Origin of the sequence: Pinirhizobacter soli (assembly GCF_015905305.1) — a bacterium.
GTDB lineage: Bacteria > Pseudomonadota > Gammaproteobacteria > Xanthomonadales > Rhodanobacteraceae > Pinirhizobacter > Pinirhizobacter soli.
Window position 1 is genome coordinate 1,298,809 of record NZ_JADZLQ010000001.1, and the last position, 21,300, is coordinate 1,320,108.

Here is a 21,300-nt window from a genome sequence, read left to right on the forward strand (position 1 = left end):
GCGCCAGCGCTGGTTGCGGTCGGGCGGAAGGGCGATCACGTCGCTCACGCCGCGGACTCCCCGTCCACCCGGTCGTCGCCCAGTACCGCATCGACCACGGTGGCCAGGCGCGAGCGCAGGCGCGCGTCGATGCGCGAATGTTCCGATTCCAGCCGGCAGTCGCCGCGGTCGAGCGTGCGATCCTCCACGATCAGCCACGACTCTTCCGAGCTGTTGCGATGATCGCGCACAAGGGCCGCGTCATCCGGATGCAGTACGACGCGGACATGACGCTCAGACGCCGGCAGTACATGCACGGCCTGGCGCACCACGCCGATGATCTTTTCAGGTGCGAGGGAAATCTCAGCACCCAGCACGCGCTCGGCCACCACGGTGGCAAGCCACGCCAGTTCCCGGGCAACCTCGTCGTCCAGTTCCGCCAGGGGTCGCGCCGCGGCGGCATAGAGTGCCTCCAGGCGGCCGGTCTGTGACAGCAGTTCACGGCGCGCAGTGGCGCGCCCTTCGGCAAGCCCGGCATTGAAGCCTTCCTCGCGAGCCTGCCGTTCGATCGCCTCCAGTTCGGCGATCGTAGGCAATGGCGAGGGCGGTTCTTCCTTGGCGCGGCGCACGGCGGGCTCGCCGACGGGCGGCAGCTCCCAACGCTCGTAGGCAGAGGCCTCGTCGCGTCCAAGGACACTCATCAGACGAATTCCTCACCGCCACCGGTGAGGGTGATCTGGCCGGCATCGGCCAGGCGGCGTGCGCTGGCCAGCACTTCCTTCTGCGCAGCGTCCACTTCGCTTACGCGTACCGGGCCCTTTACTTCCAGGTCGTCGCGAAGCATGTCGGCGGCGCGCTTGGACATGTTGCTGAAGATCTTCTCGCGCATCGCCGGCTCCGCGCCCTTCAAGGCGGTGATCAGCGTGGCGGAGGGGATTTCACGCAGCAGCGCCTGCATGCTGCGATCGTCAAGGTCGGCCAGGTCGTCGAAGACGAACATCAGTTCCTCGATCTTCTCGCCCAGGTTCGAATCCAGCCCGCGGATGGATGCCATCAATTCGGCCTCTCGCGAGGCTTCCATGGAATTCAGGATCGCCGCGGCCGCCTTCAGGCCGCCCACCGTGGCCGACTTCATCTTGTTGCTGGTGCCGGAGAACTGGCGCTCCATGATTTCGTCGAGTTCGTCCAGCGCATGCGGCTGCACGCCGTCGAGGGTGGCGATGCGCATCACCACGTCAGAGCGCACGCGCGGCTGCAGGTAAGCCAATACCTCGGCAGCCTGGTCAGGCTCCAGGTGCGCCAGCACCAGGGCAATGATCTGCGGGTGTTCCTGGCCGATCATTTCGGCGATGGCGCGGCTTTCCATCCACTTGAGCGACTCCAGGCCCTTGGAGCTGCGGCCCAGCAGGATGCGGTCGATCAGGCTGCCGGCCTTGGTTTCGCCAAGCGCGTTCACCAGCACCTTGCGGATGTATTCCTCGGTACCCACGCCCAGCGCCGTGTGCTGGCCCATGTCTTCGGTAAGGCGGCTGATCACGCCGTCGACCTGCTCCTTGGACACGTTCTTCAGCGCCGCCATGGCGGTGCCGACCGATTGCACGTCGCGGGCATTGAGGTGCTTGAGCACCGTGGCCGCGTCTTCTTCTCCAAGCGTCAGCAACAGGATCGCCGCACGCTGGGAACCGCTCAGTAACTCAGCCATCTTCTGCCACCCAGCTCTTGACTACCTGCGCAACCTGTTTGGGATTGTCGTTGGCCATGCGCTTGGCCATGCCGATCTTCTGTTCGTAGGCCAGTAGTGCCGGGGCGCCCTTGCCCCTTGAACCTTGCAGCTGCGGCGAGTCGCGCTCGTCGTCATCCACCATCACCGAAACCGTGGGTACCGGACCTGCCAGTGCCGGCTGCATGACGCCGGAGCCCGGCCGCATCGCCGTGCGCATCATCGGGCGGATGACGAAGAAGGCCACGGCCAACGCCGCCAGCACGCCCAGCGCCTGCTTGATCAGGTCGAGCACGCCCGGCTTCTGCCAGAAAGGAATATCGATGCCCACGTCGTCCACCGGGGTGGCGTGGAAGGCTTCGTTGATCACGCTGACGCTATCGCCACGCGCGGCATCGAAGCCCACGGCATTCTTGGTGAGCGTGGTCATGCGCTCGATTTCTTCCGGGGTGAAGGCAACGCTTGCCGGCTTGCCGTCCTTGCCCACCACCGATTTGTTGTCCACCACCACGGCGACCGTAAGCCGCGACACTTTCCCCGCCGGATCCACCACATGGCTTACGGTGCGGTCGAGCTCGTAGTTGCGCGTGGCGCTGTTGGTACTCTGGCTGGGCTCGGTGGCCTGGGCGGTGGCCGCGGTTTGCGGGCCGCCTGGTTTCTTGCCGGCATCGGGCTTGGCCGCAGTGGCCTGGGCAACGGTGTTGGGTGGCTGGTTGGAGAGCGCCCCCGGGACGCCGCCGGCAGCGGCGCCGTCGTGGCGGGTATCGCTGCTGGTCTGCTCGCTGCGCAGCGCCGGGTTGTCGTGGTTGAACACTTCGCTCGCCTTCTCGGTGTTGGAGAAGTCGAGGTTGGCGAATACCTGTGCGCGCACCTTGCCGGCACCCACGAGCGGGGTGAGCAATTCCTCCACGCGGGAGGCATAGGTGCTTTCGATCTGGTTGGACAGGCGCATGCGCGTGTCACCGAGGGCCGCCGGGCTATCCGGATCGGCGTTGGTCAAGAGCTGGCCCGCCTGGTCGATCACCGAGACGTTGCGTGCATCCAGGCCCGGTACCGACGAAGACACCAGGTGCACGACGGCCGACACCTGGCCGGCATCGAGCGAGCGGCCCGGGTACAGGGCCACCACCACCGATGCGCTGGCCGGGTGGTTGTCGCGAATGAACGCGGAAGGCTTCGGCAGCGCCAGGTGCACGCGCGCACCCTTCACCGACTGCAGGCCGGCGATGGTTTGGCCGAGGTCGTTTTCGAGCAACTGCTGGTAACGGCTCCGCTCGGCCATGTCGCTCATGCCGAAGGGTGAATCCGATTGCGCCGTGGCGCCGCCCTGGGTAGCTCCCTGGGGCAGGCCCTGCGAAGCGAGCTTCAGGCGCATGGCCGACACGTCGGCGGCCGGCACGAACACCGACGCACCGTCGGTGCCGAGCTTGTAGGGTTCGTTGGCCGCCTGCAGCGCCTGGGTAACGGCGGCGGCGTCCCTTTGCTCGAGACCTGCGTAAAGCATGCCGTAGTCGGGCGTGCGCGACCACATCACCACCGCCACGCCAATGGCGACCGCGGCGGCGATACCGGCCATCAAGGTCAGCTGGCGCGCCACCGGGGTGGCTGCCAGGTTCTTGAACGAGGCCAGCCTGGAATCAGGGGCGGTGGCGACGGCGTTATCAGCCATGGTTCAACAAGTCCGTTAGTGGAAGGGTCATGAAAACGTCGCTCAGAACGACATGTTCATGATGTCCTTGTAGGCATCGACCATCTTGTTGCGTACCTGGGTAACGGTGCTCAGCCCGAGGTCGGCCTTCTGCACCGACAGCATCACCTGGGCCAGGTCCACGCCCTTGTCGCCGCGCTCGAAAGCAGCAGCCTGCACACCGGCGGTCTTCTGCAGGTCCGCAACGCTCCCCAGCGACTGCTTGAGCAGCGCGCCGAAATCCGACGGAGCCGCCGTCTTGCCCACGGTGTCGATCTTTGCCGACGGCAGTTCCGTGACGGCCGTCATCCGGCGCATCTGGGAAAGCAGGCTGTTTACGTCGATCGTGGTCATGGCGGTTTTCCGGCGCGCGCTGGCGTTTGGACGGTGCGATGCACGTGGCGTGCCAAGGCGACGATGGCTAAGCGGATGGCCTTGCAAGAAGACAAGAAGGTGGGCAGTGCGTGATCGCCGCACGGCCGATGGGGGCTTTCTCCGGCACAAACCTGTCCTGGGCGGGCCGCCAGGCACCACCAGAAAACGATTGCCGGAGGGTCTTGCCGACGCTGTTACTTCAATGCGCCAACTACCTGCCATTCCCCGGGGCGTACGCCCATTGGCGCACTGCCCACCTTGTTGCCTTCTTTATTCCCTTGAAGGGTGGAAGCTTCAACTTCCGGCCCCCTCAAGCGGTGATCTGTACCGCGTCGTTCAATCCGTACTTGCGCAGCTTCTCCACCAACGTGGTGCGCTGCACGCGCAGCAGCTTGGCCGCGTGGGCCACCACGCCATTGGCCGAGTCCAGCGCCTGGCGGATCAGGCCGATCTCGATCCCGGCCAGGTGGTCTTTCAAGTCCAGGCCACCGGCGGGCAAGGTTGCCGCGTCGTTGCCGTTGGCATAGGTGTCGGCGATCACCGGCTGCTCTTCCATATAGGCCAGCAGCGCCGCGCCGCAGATGTCTTCCACCACCGACGCGCCACGATACTTTTCCGGCAGGTCCGCGGCGCGGATCTCGCCGTGCGGCAGCAGGATGGCCATGCGCTCGACGAGGTTGGAGAGCTCCCGCACGTTGCCAGGCCAGGCATAACCGCGCAGTGCCGAAAGGGCTTGGCCTGAGAACCGGACATTGCCCAGGCCACGTGCTGCCAGGCGATGGTTGAATTCGCCGATCAGCGAGGAAAGATCATCCAGGCGTTCGCGTAGCGGCGGCATCTCCACCGGGAATACGTTCAGGCGATAGAAGAGGTCTTCGCGGAAAATGCCGTTCTGGATCGACTGCTCCAGGTTCCGGTGCGTGGCGGCAATGATGCGCACATCGCAGCGCTGGGGCTTGTTGCCGCCGACGCGCTCGAACGTGCGTTCCTGCAGCACGCGCAGCAACTTCACCTGCATCGGCAGGCTCATGTCGCCGATCTCGTCCAGGAACAGCGTGCCGCCCTCGGCCAGTTCGAAGCGGCCCTTGCGGGTATTGATTGCGCCGGTAAAGGCACCCTTCTCGTGGCCGAACAGTTCGCTTTCGAGCAGTTCGGCCGGGATCGCGCCGCAATTGATGGCAATGAAAGGCTTGTCGGCGCGCGGTGAGCAATCGTGGATGGTGCGGGCTACCAGTTCCTTGCCCGTCCCCGACTCACCCAGCACCAGCACCGAGGAATCGAACGGCGCGACCTGGCGGATCAGGTTGTTGATGCGCTGCATCGGAGCGGAGGCGCCGACGAAACGGCGGTTGGCATTGGCTTCATCGGCCAGCGCCTCGAACGTACGCAGGGCGGCGGCGAGGCGTGCATAGCGCAGCGGGAACTCGACCAGTTCCGCGCCGCGGTGTTCGTTGATGGCAACCAGCTCGGCAGCCATCGGGGCGTCGGCGGCTACCAGCAGCGGCAGCTTCGAGGCCTTGGCGCCCAGCGGGCCCATGGCCACCGACAGCGCATCGTTGCCGCCAATGGAGCCGACGAAGACGGCCATCGCGGCCACTCCATCGACATCGTCATGGCCGACACGGCGCGGCTCGTAACCCATGAAGGTGAGCGCGGCGGCCAGGGACTCGGCGCGGCTGTTATCAGGCTCAACGACCAGAATGATGGAAGACTTCACGACCCTACCCCTTGGTGCGAATGTGATGACCCGTCGGCAATGCCGGACGGGCTCTTGACCCTCTGCTGAATGGGATAGATCAAGAAGCGTGCCATCGTCGGAAATCCGACGCACAACGAAAGCGGCAGCGGCAGAAAAGCGCCACGAACCCCGTAGATTCCTACAACGCCGCCGGAACGGGGCAAGCGCCGGCAAGGGATGGGGCAGAAAGTGACGTAACCGCCAGCAATGACGACACGCGTCGCAAATGTGACGCAGTGTGTCCACAGCGCGTGAAAACGTTTGATGCAAGGCACTTCGGCGGCCGGGAAAAGGCCGGCAGGCACGGCCTGCAGAGCGCTGGGGCGGCGGGCGACGGCGCTTAGCGCACCATCTGCCTGGCTTCGGCCACCTGGCGTCGGTGCTGGCGGAATACCAGCCTTTCCATGGCGTCGCGGACGCCTTCGGAGAGTCCCTGGAAGGCCACCAGGCCCACCTGGGTACCCGGGGCATGGACTACCTGGCCGGGCAACTCCAGGGGCAACGCACGGCAGGCATCGAAGTGGATGCGCAGCATCACCCGCTTGCCCGGATCGGGCAGGATCTTGCGTGGAAGCTCCGCTGCCCAGGCATTGAACCGCACTTCCACGCGGGGCGGCAGGGCGGCCGATGGCAGCGCGAGGCGATTGACCAGCTCGATCACCGCATTGAGCTTGGCATCGATGCGAGTGAGCTCCTGCAGGACAGCACTATCATCTTCCAGGGTGTCGGCGCGGCGCTCGGTGAGCGAACCCACGGTGGTCAGCAGGCTGGCATTGCGCTCATTGAGCAAGGCCAACTCGCGGGCGTCGGGGGCATCCGCCAGGGTGCAGGACGCGTGCAACAGCGCCTCGTAGGCGACCCGGTCGCTGAACTCCCTATAGATGTCCTGGCTCATGCCCTGCCCGCTCCCCGTTCGTTGAGCAGACAATACTCGTTTTGTGACACGGCGCACATATCAAAGGTGGTCCCGCGCTTCCCTTGCGCGGGTCTTTGTCATCGCGTCTATGGCAAGCATGGCCTTGATCGACTTCAACGTAGCGTCGTCAGCGGGCAACGGGCCCTGCAGCAAGGCGGCGCGCTCAGCCTCGAGGGTGGCAACGGCCTGCCAGTCCTGGCGCGAGGCCGCTTCATGCATCGCGCCGGTGATGGCCAGGGCGCGTTCGATCACGTCCACGCTCATGGCGGCGGTGCAAGCAACTGCGAGCAAAGCTCGCCGAGCACGCGGTCGGCCCGGTCCAGCCGGGCAAGGACAGCGTCGATCAGTTCCCTGGTGTGGTCCACCAGGTCGGGCAAGGCTTGTGGCGCGGGAGCTTGCATGGCACTCAGCTGCGGGCGGCAGCCAGGTAGGCGCTGGCTCCGCGGTAACCCTGTCCGCTTTGGCCAAGCTTGCGCGCAACCTCCGCCCGCGCCGTGGCGGCGTGGCCTTCAATGGCACGGTTGCATTCGAGCATGCGGCGAAGCAATTCCACGCTGGTGGCATCGGCCGGATGCCCCAGGCCCAAGGCCTGTGCGCGCTCAGGTTCCAGTGCCGCCACGGCGTCCCAGTCGCCAGAGGACGCCGCGGTAAGCATGCGCTCGCTGGCGGCGACGGCCAGGCGCAGGGCATCGTGGTTGGTGGAGCTCATCAGGCGGCACCCGCCTGCATGGAGGCCAGGTACTGGCTGCGAATTTCGCGCCAACTGTCGCGGATGGGGCTGAGCAGGCGCGCCGATTCAGCCAGGGCGGCATCGTCGTTGTGGGCCTGCGCCGCCAGCAAACGCCGGCCGACGTATTCGTAAAGAGCTTCCAGGCGGCCGCTGAGCTTGCCGCCCTTGGCATGGTCGAGGCTTGCACGCAGTTCAACCACGATCGCCATCGCCTTGGACACGCTGATCGCCTTGCCGCCCAGGTCGCCGCGGGCCAGGTGATTGCGTGCCTGGTTGATGCGCTCGATGGCCGTGTCCATCAGCAGCATGGTCAGCTGGTGCGGATCGGCGTCTTCCACGCGCCCGTGCACCGCGTTCTGCTGGTACATGGCGCTGGCGCTGCGCGGGTAACCGTAGGACATGGCTTATTCCTTAGTTGTTCTTGGTGTACGTCGCTTCCAGCCCAGCCAGTGCCTTGGTCAGGTACGAGCTGGTGGTATTCAACGTCGACATCAGGGTATCTAGCTGGGTGTACTGCGTACGGAGCATCGATTCATACGTGGACATGCGCGAATCGAGCGCGGTCTGCTGCGTGTCCAGGCGCGTCAGGCTGGCGGTGAGGGCCGTGGCGCGGGTGGCGATGATGCCCGAGGACGAAATCAGCGTGTTGGTGGTGGCGGCAAGCTTGGTGCCAATGCCGTTGGTACCGGAGAAAAGATCACGTACTCCGGTGGGATTGCTGGCAAGGGCCGTGCTCAGCTTGCCGCTGTCGAAGGTCATCTGGCCGCTGGAATCACGCGTGATGCCCAGGTTCGCCAGGGTACCGAAGGCGTTGCCCGGCACCGCGCCATTGATCAGGCTGGCTACCTGCCGCTTGACCGAATTGAGCATGCTGTCGCCCAGCAATACGCCGGACGTCTTGGTGTTTGGGTCGTAGCTTTCCAGCGTATCGACGGTGGTCTGGTAGTCGTTATAGGCATCGACGAAATCCGACACATCCTGTGAGATGCCGCTGGTGTCCTGGGCCACGGTGAGCTGGGTGGTGCCGGTGGCCGTGAGGTTCAGCGTTACGCCATCGAGCACGCCGCTGACGCTATTGCTGGCGCTGGTGGCGGGAATGTTATCCACCGTGAGCTTGGCATCCTGGGCAACGCCCGAACCATCGGCGGCAGGCGTCGCCAACTGATTGGCGAGGGCGGTAAGCCCATCGCTGCTGGTGGCGTTGGCACTGATGGTGAAGGCGTTGGCCGCGCCCGTCTTGGTGGAACTGAGCAACAGCTGCGAGCCATTGGCACCGTTCACCACCGTGGCCTGCACACCCGGGTTACCGGTGGCGCCGTTGATGGCGGCGGCAATGTCGGCAAGGCTGGCCGTGGCCGAAACGGCAACGTTGATATTCTTGCCGCCCACGCCGATGGTCAGCGTGCCCTCGCCCACCGCATCCTTGGTGCCATAGGTATTGCTGGTGCGCTTCTGCGCGGTGGCCAACTGCGACACCACCACGTTGTAGCTGCCCGGCTGGGCAGAGGTGAGCGTGGAGGTCGTGCCCACCGAGGTATTCGACAATGTGGCCGAATACGTGCTGTAGGTGGTGGACTGGGAAAGCTTGGTGATCGCGCCGTTGAGGTTCGACAGCGCCAGCTTCAGGGCATTGATGCCCGTCAACTGCGCGTTGGCCTGGGTGGTCTTGGAGTCGATCTGGTTCTGCTCGCCTGCCTTGCGGGCGTTCACCAGCGCGGTGACGATGGAATCGACATCCAGGCCCGAGCCGATGCCCGCGGCGCTGATCAGGCCGGCAAGATTGGTTCCGCTGCTGCCGGAACTGCCCGATGCACCCGATGCCGCCCCGCTACCGCCCGACGAGCTCACATTGAGCTGGCTCAATATCGCGCTGAGGTCGGAGTTTCCAACGGTCGACGTGGTGGTCATGGCATGTCCTGGAGGGCGTTCGTGTCGTTTGGTGCACGAGATGCCGGCAAAACCCACGCCATCAGCGCATGGACTTTGCCGGCATCTTGCAAAGGCGTGGCGGCTTTCGCCGCCACGCCATGCAAAACTTCAAACAGTTACTGGAGGAGCTTCAGGACCTGCTGCGGCTGCGAGTTGGCCTGCGACAGCACCGAGATACCGGCCTGCTGCAGCACCTGGGCCTTTGACAGATTCGCGGTTTCCGCCGCGAAGTCCGCGTCCTGGATCGTGGACTGCGAACTGGTCAGGTTGGCCGATTCGGCAGACAGCGTGCTGATCGTGGACTGGAAGCGGTTCTGGATCGCGCCCAGGTTCGAAGCCAGGTTGCTGACCGAGGTCAGGGCCGTATCGACGCGGGAGATCAGCGCATTGGCGTCATCCACCGTCTTCACGTCGCCGCCGGACAGCGAACCGCTGACCGCACCAGAAATCTCGCCGCCCGAGGAAATGCCCGAAGCGCCCGAACCCGTGCCAACCGTGACGTCCAGCGCGGTGGCGGAGTACAGGTTGATCTTCTTGCCGTCGGCGCTGACCGCGGCGGACACGCCGGAGTTGGAAGCGTTGATGGCGTCGGACAGGTCCTGGATGGAGTTGAAGGTACCGGTCACGTCAACCGTACCGGAGGTGGAACCGGCACCGGTGGCGATCGAGAAGTCACCCGAACCCAGGGTCACCGAAGCGCCGCTGGCGAACAGGGCCGACAGGTCGTCGGTGGACGAGGTGGCGATGGCACCGACCTGGTCGGCGCGGACGCCCTGGCCCAGGGCCACGGAGATGGTCTGGCCGACGTTGGCACCGACCTGGAACGACAAGGAGCTCGTGGAACCGTCCAGCACCTTGGTGCCGTTGAAGTCCGTCTGGTTCGCGATGCGGGTGATTTCCGACAGGCGCTGCTGCACTTCGGTATCGATCGCGGCGCGGTCGGTATCGGTGTAGGTGCCGTTGGCGGACTGCACGGCCAGGTCACGGATGGCCTGGAGGTTGGCGGTCACTTCGTCCAGCGCCGAGCCCGTGGTCTGGGCCAGCGAGATGGCGTCCGAAGCGTTCGACGAAGCCTGGGACAGGCCGCCGATCTGGGTGGAGAAACGCGTGGAGATGGCGTAACCGGCGGCGTTGTCCTTGGCGCTGTTGATCTTCAGGCCCGAGGAAAGACGCTCGGTCGCCTGCGCCAGGGCGCTGGTCGACTTGGTCAGGTTATTCTGCGCGTTCAGCGAAGAAGCATTGGTATTAATAACGAGTGACATTTGATAACTCTCCTAAAGCGGAATAGTTGGCCGGTGCATAACTGTGCTGAGTACATCCCGGCGGGGATTCCACTGTCGGAAATGCCGACCGCCTCGGGGATATGTTTCGGCGCCCTTGCCGAATACTTGAGAGCAAGTGCCGCACACACGGTCCCGGGGGCTGTTCAGCAAGCCGCGTGCCAAGCCCCACGGAGGCCCTGAGGACAGCAGAAAAGCCTTTAAAACAAGCATTGGCAGCGAATTTGCACTCTCCACGCGTTCGCCCCGCGAGCGCCGGTTTTCCGGCGTCGGGGCCCCCGGATATGGCTCCCCCTGGAGTGGTTAGATGACGCAAGAACAAGACGTTTTCGAAGAATCCGCCCTGGCGGATGCCGAAAACACCGACGTCGAACCTTTGACGGAAGGCGATCGCGACGAGGCTACGGCCGAGGTCGTCGAAGCGCCGCCTTATGTGTCGTGGATCGCTCGACGCCGCTTAAGCGACGGCCACCGCGAGGCCGCCATCAGGAGCATGCAGGCGTGGCAGTCGCCGCCCAGCGTGATGGTGCTGGTACTGGACGACGACATCGACCCCATCGCGCGAGGCCTTACCCTGGCGTCGCTCGCCGAACAGCTTTATGGCGCGCGCGAAGTACAGGTATGCCCGTCCGCCGACGTCCACCAGATCGGCAACGCCATCGCCGCCAGTGACTGCGACTGGGTACTGCTGGTGCATGCGGGCGACACGCTCGACACGCTGGCGCTGTACTTGGTAGCCGACCACGTGCGCACGGCGCCGGAGCTACAGGTCATCTATAGCGACGAGGACAGCATCGGGCCGGAAGGCTTCCAGGACCCGATCTTCCGCCCGGACATCAACCTGGATCTCTTGCGCAGCGTGCCGTACCTGGGCCGCTCGCTTGCGCTCAGGCGCGCGCGCCTGCTGGAAATGCATGGTTTCGACGAAGACCACGGCGGCCTATACCTGCACGACTACGTGCTGCGCGTGATCGAGGCCGATGGCCTGCCCGCCGTCGGCCACATCGACGACGTTACCTATCACGCCGCCCTCCCCTTCGCGCAATGGCTTTCACGCGGCGATGTCGCGCCGCAAAGCGCCGCCGTGCTTGACGCCCACCTTGATCGCCTGGGCGTGGCCCACCGGCTGCACGATGGCCCCTTCATGGGCAGTCACCGCGTGGAGTATCTCCATGAAGGCGCACCGCCGCTGGTGTCGGTGGTGGTCACCGCCGGCGACGAGTTCGGCAAGCTCACGGTGCTGATGGAAAGCCTGCTGGGCAACACCCGCTACCCGGCCTTCGAAGTGGTGCTGGTGGACAACGGCACGATAAATCCCGCGGTACGCAATTATCTTGACGGCGTGTCGGCGATGGGCAATCCCGCGCTGCGCGTACATCGCCTGGACGAGCAATCCTCACGAGCCGGGGCGGCCAACGCAGCCTACGGCTCCTTGCGCGGTGAATACTTCCTGTTCCTGGACGTCACCGTGGGCGTGCTTCACGCCGAATGGCTCGAAGTGATGATGCAGCATGCCCGACGCCCGGAAGTTGGCGTGGTGGGTGCGCGCATGCATTCACCCGATTCAAGGGTGGACAGCGCCGGTGTGATCCTTGGGCTCGGCGGCACTGCCCATGCGGCCTTCCGCGGCGAGGCCGCCACCGCCCCGGGTTACATGCAGCGCCTGCAGCTGGACCAGAACTACAGCGCCATCGGTGCCGAATGCCTGCTGGTGCGACGCGACGTGTTCGTGGCGGTCGACGGCTTCAGCGATGGCATCTTTCCCAATCATTACCATGCCGTGGACTTGTGCCTGAAAGCACGTGAAGCCGGCTTCCTGACCGTGTGGACGCCGCACGCGCGCGTGATGCGCGACACCCGCGCCATCGCCGGGCAGAACGCTTTCGTGCAGGCCCTGCGCCAGCTGTCGGACAACGAACACGCCAACCTCAACCGGCGCTGGCAGCCGTGGATGGTTCGCGATCCGGCCTATAACCGGAACCTGAGCATCCTCAACACCAACTTCAGCCTGAACGAACAACGCCATGTGGCGTGGCAGCCGTTTGCCAAGCCGGTATTGCCGCGTGCGGTGGTGATTCCCGGCGATGCCTTCGGCTGTGGCCACTATCGCGTTCGCCAGCCGTTCGCCTCGATGCAGCGCGAAGGCAAGATCGAAGGCCTGGTGAGTGAGCGTTACCTGCTGCCGGTGGAACTGGCCCGCGCCGAAGCCGACACCGTGGTGCTGCAGCGCCAGATGGGTCCCAGCCAGCGCGACCGCGTGAAGGAAATGAAGGAGCTCTCGCGCGCCTTCCGCGTGTTCGAACTGGACGACTACCTCACCCACATCCCGGTCAAGAGCGCCCATTACAAGACCATGAAAACCCCCGACTTGCCGCGCAACCTGCGCCTGGCCCTGGGGATGGTCGACCGCTTCGTGGTGTCCACCGAACCATTGGCCGAGCAGATGTCGCACCTGCACAGCGATATTCGCGTGGTGAAGAACCGCCTGCCGGTGAACTGGTGGGGCAGCCTCACCCCCAGCCAACGCCGCGTGGGCAAGAAGCCGCGCGTGGGCTGGGGCGGTGGCTCCAGCCACCGTGGTGACCTTGAACTGATCGCCGACGTGGTCCGTGACCTGGCCGACGAAGTGGAATGGGTATTCCTGGGGATGTGCCCGGAAAAACTCCGTCCCTACGTGCACGACTTCCAGTACGGCGTGCAGATCGAGCTGTACCCGGAGAAGATGGCCTCGCTCAACCTGGATCTGGCCCTGGCTCCGCTCGAAGACAACATCTTCAATGCCTGCAAGAGCAACCTGCGCCTGATGGAATACGGCGCCTGCGGATTCCCGGTGGTCTGCAGCGACATCATCTGTTATCGCGACGACCTGCCCGTGACGCGCGTGAAGAATCGCTACCGCGACTGGATGCAGGCGATCCGCATGCACCTGTCGGACCTGGACGCCACGGAGCGTGCCGGCGACGAGCTGCGCGCGGCGATCCACCGCAACTACATGCTTACCGGACAGCACCTGGAAGACTGGGCCAAAGCCTGGCTTCCCGGCTGACCCCCATTCAAAAAGCGAGACGCCATCATGCATCAGACACCCGTGCACGAGCAGCACAATCCGGACCTCTTGAAGTTCATGCCCACCAACGCGCGCCGCGTGGTGGAAGTGGGCTGCAGCTCAGGCGCCCTCGCCCGCGCTTACAAGGCGATCAACCCCGATGCGCACTACATCGGCATCGAGATCGACCCCAGCTACGCGGAACTTGCCCGCCGTCACTGCGATGAAGTGCTCGACCTCAACGTCGAACAGGCCGACGCCCACACGCTGGGCACCACACTGGGTGGCGATTGCTGGGTATTTGGCGACGTGCTCGAACACCTACACGATCCATGGAAACTGCTTGCCAATATCCGCGCCGTGCTGCCGCCCGACGGCACCGTGGTCGCCTGCATCCCCAATGCCCAGCATTGGAGCGTCCAGGCAAAGTTGTCGTTCGGCAACTTCCGTTACGAAGACTCGGGCCTGTTCGATCGCACCCATATCCGCTGGTTCACGCGCATGACCATGATCGAGATGTTCCAGGGCGCAGGCTTCGCCGTGGAAGATGGCATGGCGCGCATCTTCGACGATCCGCAACGCCATGTATTCCTGCCGATCATCAAGGCCATGGCGGCCGCCGCGCAGGCCGACCCGGAGATGGCCGCGCAGGATGCGTTGGCGTTGCAGTACGTGTTGCGGGGCAAGGCTGCCTGAGGGATTTTCTAAGGCTTTGCCGGCAGTCGGCGATCGGTGGCGATCCAGTTCAGCTCCCAGGTCTTGCCGCCGTCGGCGGAATAGGATTGCTCGAAGCGCGCCGAGTCCGGCGTGACATCGAGGATCACGAAGCGGACAAGGATCGTCCGCCCGCGTAGCGTGTCGGTTCCATAGAACTCGCCGCGGCCGTTCTTGAATTCCCCGACCGAGGGAGGCGTCAGCAGGCCGTCGCCCATATTGGCGAAGTTAAGACCCCACTGGCGCGCCTGGACGTTGTAGAGCCGCAGCGACACCCCCTGGATCCGACCCACCGGCCCTGAGACGTCGAGGTCAACCAGGTTGGCCCGGCCACCGCCCAGGGCATGAATGACCGACGTGCCGTTGAATTCCACCCACGCCGCCTTCGGCGACAAGGGGTTGCGCAGCACTTTCACGCTCGTGGCCCAGGTACCGATCTCCCAGTCGAAGTCATGCGAGCCATCGCGTTCGGTGACTGCCGGAGCGGTGGACGCCGGTTCCGGTTTCGCAGGCGGAGCGCCCGTCGCCGTCGCGCCGACGGCGGTAAGCAGGAAGGGCACGGCCCATGTTCGACTGAGTGTCCGTAGATTCATCGCTCGCTCTCATCAGGATCGACCGCGCCGGCTGGCAGGGCCCGTTTATCAGCCACGAGCCTAGGACCTTGCCTGGTTACGGCAAATGTCCAATCTTCCTGAAATGATTGGAGCCAATTCACGACCGCACCTCGTCTCCGATCCAAAGACCCAATTCCCAAGCATGGCGAAACCGCTTACGCTCCTGGCTTCAGGAGAGGGCAAAAATGACCTGGCAACCGCCTTTCGCGCGCCGCGCCGTGCGTTCCCGGAGTTGGCCTGCTCCGCCATGACCGGGCCAGCCATGCCACATCTGGACACCCTGGAAGCCGAGGCGATCCATGTGATCCGCGAGGTCGCCGCAGGCTTCCGCAAGCCTGTCATGCTCTATTCGATCGGCAAGGATTCCTCGGTTCTGCTGCACCTGCTGCGCAAGGCTTTTGCCCCGGCCCCTCCACCGATACCCCTGCTGCATGTGGATACCACCTGGAAGTTCCGCCAGATGTACGCCTTGCGCGAGCGCGTGGCGGCTGCCCCGGATATCACCCTCCTGGTCCACACCAACGTCGAAGCCCTGGCCCAGGGCATCTCGCCCCTCGTCCACGGCGCAAAGGTCCATACCGAGCTGATGAAGACGGTGGCGCTTAGGCAAGCGCTGGATCGGCACGGGTTTGATGCCGCCATCGGCGGCGCGCGACGTGATGAGGAAATTTCCCGCGCCAAGGAGCGGATATTTTCATTCCGCAACGTCCAGCATCGCTGGGACCCGAAGGCGCAACGCCCGGAGCTATGGCATCTCTACAACACCGGCCTTACCCCAGGCGAGACCGCGCGGGCATTCCCGCTGTCCAACTGGACGGAGCTGGATATCTGGCGGTACATCAGGCGCGAAGGTATCGAAGTGGTGCCGCTTTATTTTGCGACGGAGCGACCCGTCATCGAGCGCAATGGGGCATGGCTGGTCGTCGATGACGAGCGGCTTGTCCCGCGGGCGGGTGAACAGGTTCAAGTGCGCCGGGTGCGCTTCCGCACGCTGGGCTGCTATCCACTAACCGCTGCCATCGAATCGAACGCCACGACGCTCGATGCCCTGATCGACGAGCTGATCGACGCGCGGACGTCGGAGCGCCAGGGCCGCGTCATCGACCGAGATCCGGAGGCATCCATGGAACGCAAGAAGCAGGAAGGTTACTTCTGATGGCGGCAACCGAGACGGACGACCTGCTGCGCTTCATCACCTGCGGCAGCGTGGACGATGGCAAAAGCACCTTGCTTGGCCGACTGCTCCACGATGCGGGCATGCTCCCGGAAGATCATCTGGCCACCCTGGCGTGCGACAGCGCACGACAACATCCCGACGCACCCGGCAAGCTGGACTTCGCGCTGCTGACCGATGGCCTGGCGGCCGAGCGCGAACAGGGCATCACCATCGATGTGGCCTACCGCTACTTCCACACGGCGCATCGGAGCTTCATCGTCGCCGACTGCCCGGGCCACGAACAATACACGCGCAACATGGCCACGGGCGCCTCCACCGCATCGCTTGCCGTGGTGCTGGTGGATGCGCGCAAGGGCCTGCTCGCGCAGACTCGGAGGCATAGCTATATCTGCGCGCTGATGGGCATCGGGCAGGTCATCCTGGCGGTGAACAAGATGGACCTGGTTGGGTTCGACCCCACCGTGTTCGAGGGCATTCGCGCGGCGTACCAGGCCCTGGCCGACCAACTCGGCATCGCCCGCGTCGTGGCCATCCCAGTGGTGGCGACCGATGGCGATCACATCGCAACGCGTTCGCCGCGCATGCCATGGCATATCGGACCCACCCTGCTCCAGGCACTGGAGGAAGCTCCGCTACCGCAGCCTGTTGATGGCGACTTCCGCCTGCCGATCCAGCTCGTGGTGCGTCCTCACCAGGACTACCGCGGCTACGCCGGTATCGTCGAGGCCGGTTGCGTCCAGGTGGGCGACGAGGTGCTGGTCCAGCCCGGCAAGACCACCGCGCGCGTGGCTACCTTGCATGTCGCCGGTGAACCTGCCGACGCCGCGCGGCGGGGCCAGGCCGTGATGCTCACATTGCAGCCGGATGTGCAGGCCGGGCGGGGCCAGGTGCTCGCCAGCGCCGGCGCGCCGTGTCCGGAAGCCTCGCAGTTCGCCTGCCATCTTCTGTGGATGGGCGAAGAGCCCATGCTGCCGGGACGCGCCTACGATCTGCTGCAGGGAACCGGCCGCGTAAGAGCCCGCATCACCGCGATCAAGCACAAGGTGGATGTCCATACCCAGGCGCCCCTGGCGGCAAGGCGGTTGGAACTCAACGAGGTCGGCGCATGCAACCTGGACCTCGACCATGACATCGCCTTCGAGCCCTTCACCTCCAACCCAGCACTGGGCGGTTTCGTGCTGGTCGACCTGCAGAGCCGGGCGACCGTTGCCTGCGGCCGGCTCGATTTCGCCCTGCGCCGTTCAGCCAATATCCACTGGCAGCACATGGACGTGGACAAGGCCATCCGCAGCCATGCCAAGGCCCAGAAGCCGCTGTGCGTGTGGTTCACCGGGCTTTCGGGATCGGGCAAGTCCACGATCGCCAACCTGCTGGAACAGCGCCTCACCGCGCTCGGGCACCACACCTACCTTCTCGATGGGGACAACGTTCGCCATGGCCTGAACAACGACCTTGGCTTCACCGCCGAAGCGCGCGTGGAGAATATCCGTCGCCTGGCCGAAGTCGCGCACCTGATGGTGGACGCGGGGCTCGTGGTGCTGGTGTGTGCGATCTCGCCCTTCGCCGCCGAGCGGGAATTCGCCCGCGAGCGGTTCGAGCCGGGAGAGTTCGTCGAGGTGTACATCGATACACCGTTGGCCGAATGCGAACTGCGCGATCCCAAGGGCCTGTATCGCAAGGCACGGAAAGGGCTGCTGGCCAACTTCACCGGCATCGACTCCCCCTACGAACCACCGGCGGACGCGGACGTCCATCTGATGACCCTGGACGCCTCGCCCCAGCTCCAGGCCGACAGGCTGGCCGCCTGGCTGGCCGGCCGGATAACGCCGTAGGACAGCCACCGCCGGGCGGCAGGATCCCCGGCCACCTCCCCTGATCGGCCGATTCCGTGCATGTTGCGCCACCGCTTGACACCGGTGTCAATTCCGTTACAGGCTAAAGACAGTTCCAATGCGGGGGAGCGCGCTGGACGTGGCAACCAACCATTCCGACCTACTGGCAGGAGTACCGGCAACGCCGTTCCTGGCCGCCGATATTGGCGGCACGCACGGGCGTGTCGCGCTCATGCGCGCATCCGGCGATGGGGCCGGCGGCGTCGAGATGCTGGCCTATCGGGTCTACCCGTGCGCGCAATTCCTGACACTGTCCGAGCTGCTCCAGGCTTTCATCGAGGCTCACGTGCCTGTCCCGGTGAAGCACTGCGTGCTCGCCTGCGCCGGCCAGGTCCTTGGCGATGAAGTGGTGAACGACAACCTTGCCTGGCCCATCCGCCTGACACAGCTGCGCCAGGCGCTGGGCTTTGACCAGGTTGCTTTCCTCAACGACTTCGAAGCGCTGGCTTATGCCCTGGATGGCTCGCTCACCGACGATGGCCACCACCTGTGTGGACCGGACACGCCTTCCAGCGGGCCAACCCTGGTGATCGGACCAGGCACGGGCCTTGGCGCGGCCGTACACGTGCCCAGCCCTGCCGGCGGCTTCGTGCTGGGGACGGAGGCGGGCCAGATGGATTTCGCCCCGAATTCCCTTCGCGAGCGCGAGATCCTCGCGCACATTGCGCCCCATGGTGGCTACGTCCCATTCGAATACATCGTGTCGGGTCCGGGCCTGCTGACCATCTACACGACCCTTTGCGCGCTCGATGGGGCAAAGCCAACCCTGGCGACGCCGGAAGCCGTCACGACGGCGGCCGTAGCAAGCAGCGACGGCCAAGCGGTGGAAGCGCTGGATGTTTTCTGCGCGTGCCTTGGAAGCCTTGCCGGCAATCTCGCGATGGCCTTCATGCCCACGGGCGGCGTGTACCTCGCCGGCGGTTTCCTTTCTTCCATCTTCGAATGGCTCAAGCGCAGCACCTTCGAGGAGCGGTTCCTGCACGGACGCAGCGCGCGAGCGCTGCTGTCGCACGTGCCGGTGTGGGTGACTGAGCACGGCCGTCATGGCGTGCACGGAGCGGCCCGATGGTATCTCCGGCATGGTATGTCGGGTGCCGGAACGCCTTGGCCTGCAGCAGTCGACGGTGCGGCCGCATGAACCGCCGCGCGACATCGGCCATGGTCCTTTGCCTGGCGGTGGTGTGGCTGGCGGCAACGGGCGCGGTGGTTGCGGCGCCTTCCCTTCCTTCCTGGTCGTTGCTGCCGCAGCCGGCAAAGGCCAGCCCCGCCGCCTCGGGTGCGGTAGACATCGGCGATGGTGCCGTGGTCCTGGTCAAGGGCGCCGATCACCAGGAGTTGCAGTCCATCGCCAATCGGCTCGTGCAACGGTTGGCCGATACCCATGGCTTGCACTTGCACGTGGCGACACCGGGCGCCTCCCATCCTTCGATCACCTTTGACGTGAATCCGGGCGCCAACGTCGCGGACGATTCGGGTTACCTCATCACGGTGGACGACGGCGGCATCGTCGTCACCGCACGCACCCCGCGCGGTGCGTTCTATGGCAGCGTTACCGTGTGGCAATTGCTCACGCCACCGGGCTGGACAAGGGGCACACCCGTCAAGGTGACCCATGGCGTCATTGAGGATCACCCACGCTTTGCGTGGCGCGCCATCCTGCTCGACTCCGGACGGCATTTCCAGAGCGTGGCCGATATCAAGCAGCTGATCGACTGGATGTCGCTCAGCAAGCTGAATGTGTTGCTGTGGCATGTGACTGAAGACCAGGGATGGCGGCTGGAGATCCCGAAATATCCCGATCTGACGAAAATCGGCGCATGCCGCGAGGCGGCAGGCCTGGACGCCGAGCTGACCGGTTCGGCCGATAAGCCCTACTGCGGCTTCTACACGGAAGCCGACGTGCGCGAGATCGTCCGCTATGCCGCCGAGCGCTACGTGGACGTGGTACCGGAAATCGATCTTCCCGGCCATTCGCAGGCAGCCATCGCCGCCTATCCGTGGTTGGGTGTCACGGGCAAGCGCCCGGCGGTGTGGACCAGCTGGGGTGTCAGCCCATGGCTGCTCAAGCCCGATGAGAAGACCTTGCAATTCGTCGATGACGTGCTCGACGAGGTGATGCGGCTGTTCCCCTCGCGGTACGTGTCCATTGGCGGCGACGAAGCCGACAAGCAACAGTGGAACGCATCGCCTGAAGTACAGGCGAAGATGCACAAGCTGGGCCTGGCGAACATGGACCAGTTGCAGGGTTGGTTCATGACCCAGATCGCGGGGCATCTCATCGAACACGGGCGCACGCCGGTGGGCTGGGATGACGAGCTGGTCGCCGGTGCGGCGCTTCCGAAGTCGCAAGTGGTGATGTCCTGGCACGGCGACGACAACGAACGCGTAGCGTTGACCGCCCTCCAGCAAGGCCACGACGTGGTCATGACGCCCCAGGAATCGCTCTATTTCGATCACTACCAGTCCGCCCTTCCCGATGAATGGGCAGGACCGCCCCCGCCGGCGACGTTGCGGCAGGCCTACGACACGATCGTGATCCCCAAAGGGGCGAGCTCGGCCGAAGCCAAACACATCATCGGCGTGCAGGGTGGCCTGTGGACCGAGCAGATGCTGACGTTCGCGCACGATGAGCATGCCGTGTTCCCGCGCGTCGCCGCGTTGGCAGAGCTTGGATGGTCGCCGACGGGCGCAAGCAACTGGAACGGCTTCCTTCAGCGCATGCCGGCGGAGCTTGCACGTTACCGCACGCTGGGCATCGGTTATGCCGACACTGCGTTCGCACCCGTCTTCCAGGTAACAGCAGCAGGCCATGACGCTTTCAAGGTCGAGCTTTCCAACCAGGTGGCATTCGGGACGATTCGCTACACGACGGACGGATCGGATCCCACCAACCAGTCGACATCCTATTCCCGTCCGCTTCAATTGACTGGCAAGACGACCTTGCGCGCGGCGACGTTCGCGCCGGATGGCTTCGAATTGGCCGCGCCACGCACGAAGATCCTGGATGAAACCACCCTCATCAGCCGCGACGGCAGTGCACTTGCCACCTGTTCCCACCAGGCACCCTTCCGCCTGGACGGAGGCAAGGCAGCAGGCGCGAGGCGAACCTATTCGCTGGAACTGGGCCATATGTGCTGGCTGTTGGCGCGGGCACCGGTAGATGGCGTCAAGCATGTCGTCCTGACGGCCGAGCGCGTCCCATGGCGCGACGGGGACGAGGCAAAAAATGCCGTGGTGCATCCCAAAGCCAGCGCGGCGGGTGAATTCGAGATCCATGCCGACTCCTGCACGGGACCGCTCGTGGCCCGCTTGCCGCTGGAAGGCGCCGTGCAAGGCAAAGGGCAAGTTCGTATTGAGGGAAAGGTTGCCATGCCGGCGGGGGTCGGCGTTCGTGACCTGTGCGTCTTCACCACCGGCGATCCACGCGATGGCCAGTGGGCGTTGGCGCAAATGGCGTTTTCGAAGTAAGCGGCGACCGGGGCGTTCGTCCCGCGCCGTGGCAT

The 21,300-nt window shown here is 64.9% G+C and carries 19 protein-coding genes; 6 read left to right on the forward strand and 13 right to left on the reverse strand.

What is annotated here, in order from left to right; genetic code table 11:
• Nucleotides 1–44: 44 nt before the first annotated feature.
• From NDK18_RS05555 to NDK18_RS05610, 12 genes are all read right to left on the reverse strand, one after another.
• Nucleotides 45–680 carry a flagellar assembly protein FliH gene (locus NDK18_RS05555; protein ID WP_250625302.1) on the reverse strand — a complete coding sequence of 212 codons (636 nt, stop codon included), beginning with the start codon at nt 678–680 and terminating at the stop codon, nt 45–47.
• Nucleotides 680–1,669 carry a flagellar motor switch protein FliG gene (gene fliG, locus NDK18_RS05560; RefSeq protein ID WP_250625896.1) on the reverse strand — a complete coding sequence of 330 codons (990 nt, stop codon included), beginning with the start codon at nt 1,667–1,669 and terminating at the stop codon, nt 680–682. Before fliG ends, NDK18_RS05555 begins: the two co-directional genes overlap by 1 nt.
• A gap of 4 nt (nt 1,670–1,673) precedes the next feature.
• Nucleotides 1,674–3,368, reverse strand: coding sequence for a flagellar basal-body MS-ring/collar protein FliF (fliF, locus tag NDK18_RS05565; protein ID WP_250625301.1), 1,695 nt, complete (start codon nt 3,366–3,368; stop codon nt 1,674–1,676).
• A gap of 42 nt (nt 3,369–3,410) precedes the next feature.
• The gene (fliE, locus tag NDK18_RS05570) at nt 3,411–3,740 is read right to left on the reverse strand and encodes a flagellar hook-basal body complex protein FliE (protein WP_250625300.1); all 330 of its coding nucleotides are present in this window, start codon (nt 3,738–3,740) and stop codon (nt 3,411–3,413) included.
• Nucleotides 3,741–4,071: 331 nt separating this feature from the next.
• On the reverse strand, nt 4,072–5,478 hold the full coding sequence (locus NDK18_RS05575) for a sigma-54 dependent transcriptional regulator (protein WP_250625299.1): 1,407 nt from the start codon (nt 5,476–5,478) through the stop codon (nt 4,072–4,074).
• Nucleotides 5,479–5,839: 361 nt separating this feature from the next.
• Complete coding sequence (locus NDK18_RS05580) at nt 5,840–6,394, reverse strand: PilZ domain-containing protein (RefSeq protein WP_250625298.1); 555 nt, start codon at nt 6,392–6,394, stop codon at nt 5,840–5,842.
• A 60-nt stretch (nt 6,395–6,454) separates the two neighbouring features.
• Nucleotides 6,455–6,679, reverse strand: a complete 225-nt coding sequence (gene fliT / locus NDK18_RS05585; protein ID WP_250625297.1) for a flagellar protein FliT — start codon at nt 6,677–6,679, stop codon at nt 6,455–6,457.
• Nucleotides 6,676–6,816 (reverse strand): hypothetical protein, encoded by a 141-nt coding sequence (locus NDK18_RS05590; protein WP_250625296.1) that lies wholly within the window; start codon nt 6,814–6,816, stop codon nt 6,676–6,678. Before NDK18_RS05590 ends, fliT begins: the two co-directional genes overlap by 4 nt.
• Nucleotides 6,817–6,821: 5 nt before the next feature.
• Nucleotides 6,822–7,124, reverse strand: coding sequence for a flagellar protein FliT (locus NDK18_RS05595; RefSeq protein WP_250625295.1), 303 nt, complete (start codon nt 7,122–7,124; stop codon nt 6,822–6,824).
• Nucleotides 7,124–7,546, reverse strand: a complete 423-nt coding sequence (fliS, locus tag NDK18_RS05600; protein WP_250625294.1) for a flagellar export chaperone FliS — start codon at nt 7,544–7,546, stop codon at nt 7,124–7,126. Before fliS ends, NDK18_RS05595 begins: the two co-directional genes overlap by 1 nt.
• 10 nt (nt 7,547–7,556) lie before the next feature.
• The gene (gene fliD, locus NDK18_RS05605; protein ID WP_250627272.1) at nt 7,557–9,053 is read right to left on the reverse strand and encodes a flagellar filament capping protein FliD; all 1,497 of its coding nucleotides are present in this window, start codon (nt 9,051–9,053) and stop codon (nt 7,557–7,559) included.
• 137 nt (nt 9,054–9,190) lie between these two features.
• The gene (locus NDK18_RS05610; RefSeq protein ID WP_250625292.1) at nt 9,191–10,336 is read right to left on the reverse strand and encodes a flagellin N-terminal helical domain-containing protein; all 1,146 of its coding nucleotides are present in this window, start codon (nt 10,334–10,336) and stop codon (nt 9,191–9,193) included.
• A 325-nt stretch (nt 10,337–10,661) separates the two neighbouring features.
• Here NDK18_RS05610 and NDK18_RS05615 point away from each other — a divergent pair, with 325 nt between their 5' ends.
• Together NDK18_RS05615 and NDK18_RS05620 are read left to right on the forward strand one after the other, a co-directional pair.
• Nucleotides 10,662–13,400 (forward strand): glycosyltransferase, encoded by a 2,739-nt coding sequence (locus NDK18_RS05615; protein ID WP_250627273.1) that lies wholly within the window; start codon nt 10,662–10,664, stop codon nt 13,398–13,400.
• A 27-nt stretch (nt 13,401–13,427) separates the two neighbouring features.
• Nucleotides 13,428–14,096, forward strand: coding sequence for a class I SAM-dependent methyltransferase (locus tag NDK18_RS05620; protein ID WP_250625290.1), 669 nt, complete (start codon nt 13,428–13,430; stop codon nt 14,094–14,096).
• Between the two features lie 8 nt (nt 14,097–14,104).
• Here the strand turns inward: NDK18_RS05620 and NDK18_RS05625 are convergent, their stop codons facing one another.
• Nucleotides 14,105–14,707 carry a hypothetical protein gene (locus NDK18_RS05625; protein ID WP_250627274.1) on the reverse strand — a complete coding sequence of 201 codons (603 nt, stop codon included), beginning with the start codon at nt 14,705–14,707 and terminating at the stop codon, nt 14,105–14,107.
• A gap of 268 nt (nt 14,708–14,975) precedes the next feature.
• Between NDK18_RS05625 and cysD the strand changes: the two genes are divergently transcribed.
• The 4 genes from cysD (at nt 14,976) to NDK18_RS05645 (ending at nt 21,265) form a co-directional block, all read left to right on the forward strand.
• On the forward strand, nt 14,976–15,884 hold the full coding sequence (cysD, locus tag NDK18_RS05630; RefSeq protein ID WP_345777069.1) for a sulfate adenylyltransferase subunit CysD: 909 nt from the start codon (nt 14,976–14,978) through the stop codon (nt 15,882–15,884).
• Entirely contained in the window at nt 15,884–17,737 is a 1,854-nt protein-coding gene (cysC, locus tag NDK18_RS05635) for an adenylyl-sulfate kinase (protein ID WP_250627276.1), read from the forward strand. Before cysD ends, cysC begins: the two co-directional genes overlap by 1 nt.
• Nucleotides 17,738–17,876: 139 nt before the next feature.
• Entirely contained in the window at nt 17,877–18,935 is a 1,059-nt protein-coding gene (locus tag NDK18_RS05640; protein ID WP_250625285.1) for a glucokinase, read from the forward strand.
• Complete coding sequence (locus tag NDK18_RS05645) at nt 18,932–21,265, forward strand: beta-N-acetylhexosaminidase (RefSeq protein WP_250627277.1); 2,334 nt, start codon at nt 18,932–18,934, stop codon at nt 21,263–21,265. Before NDK18_RS05640 ends, NDK18_RS05645 begins: the two co-directional genes overlap by 4 nt.
• Nucleotides 21,266–21,300: the final 35 nt, after the last annotated feature.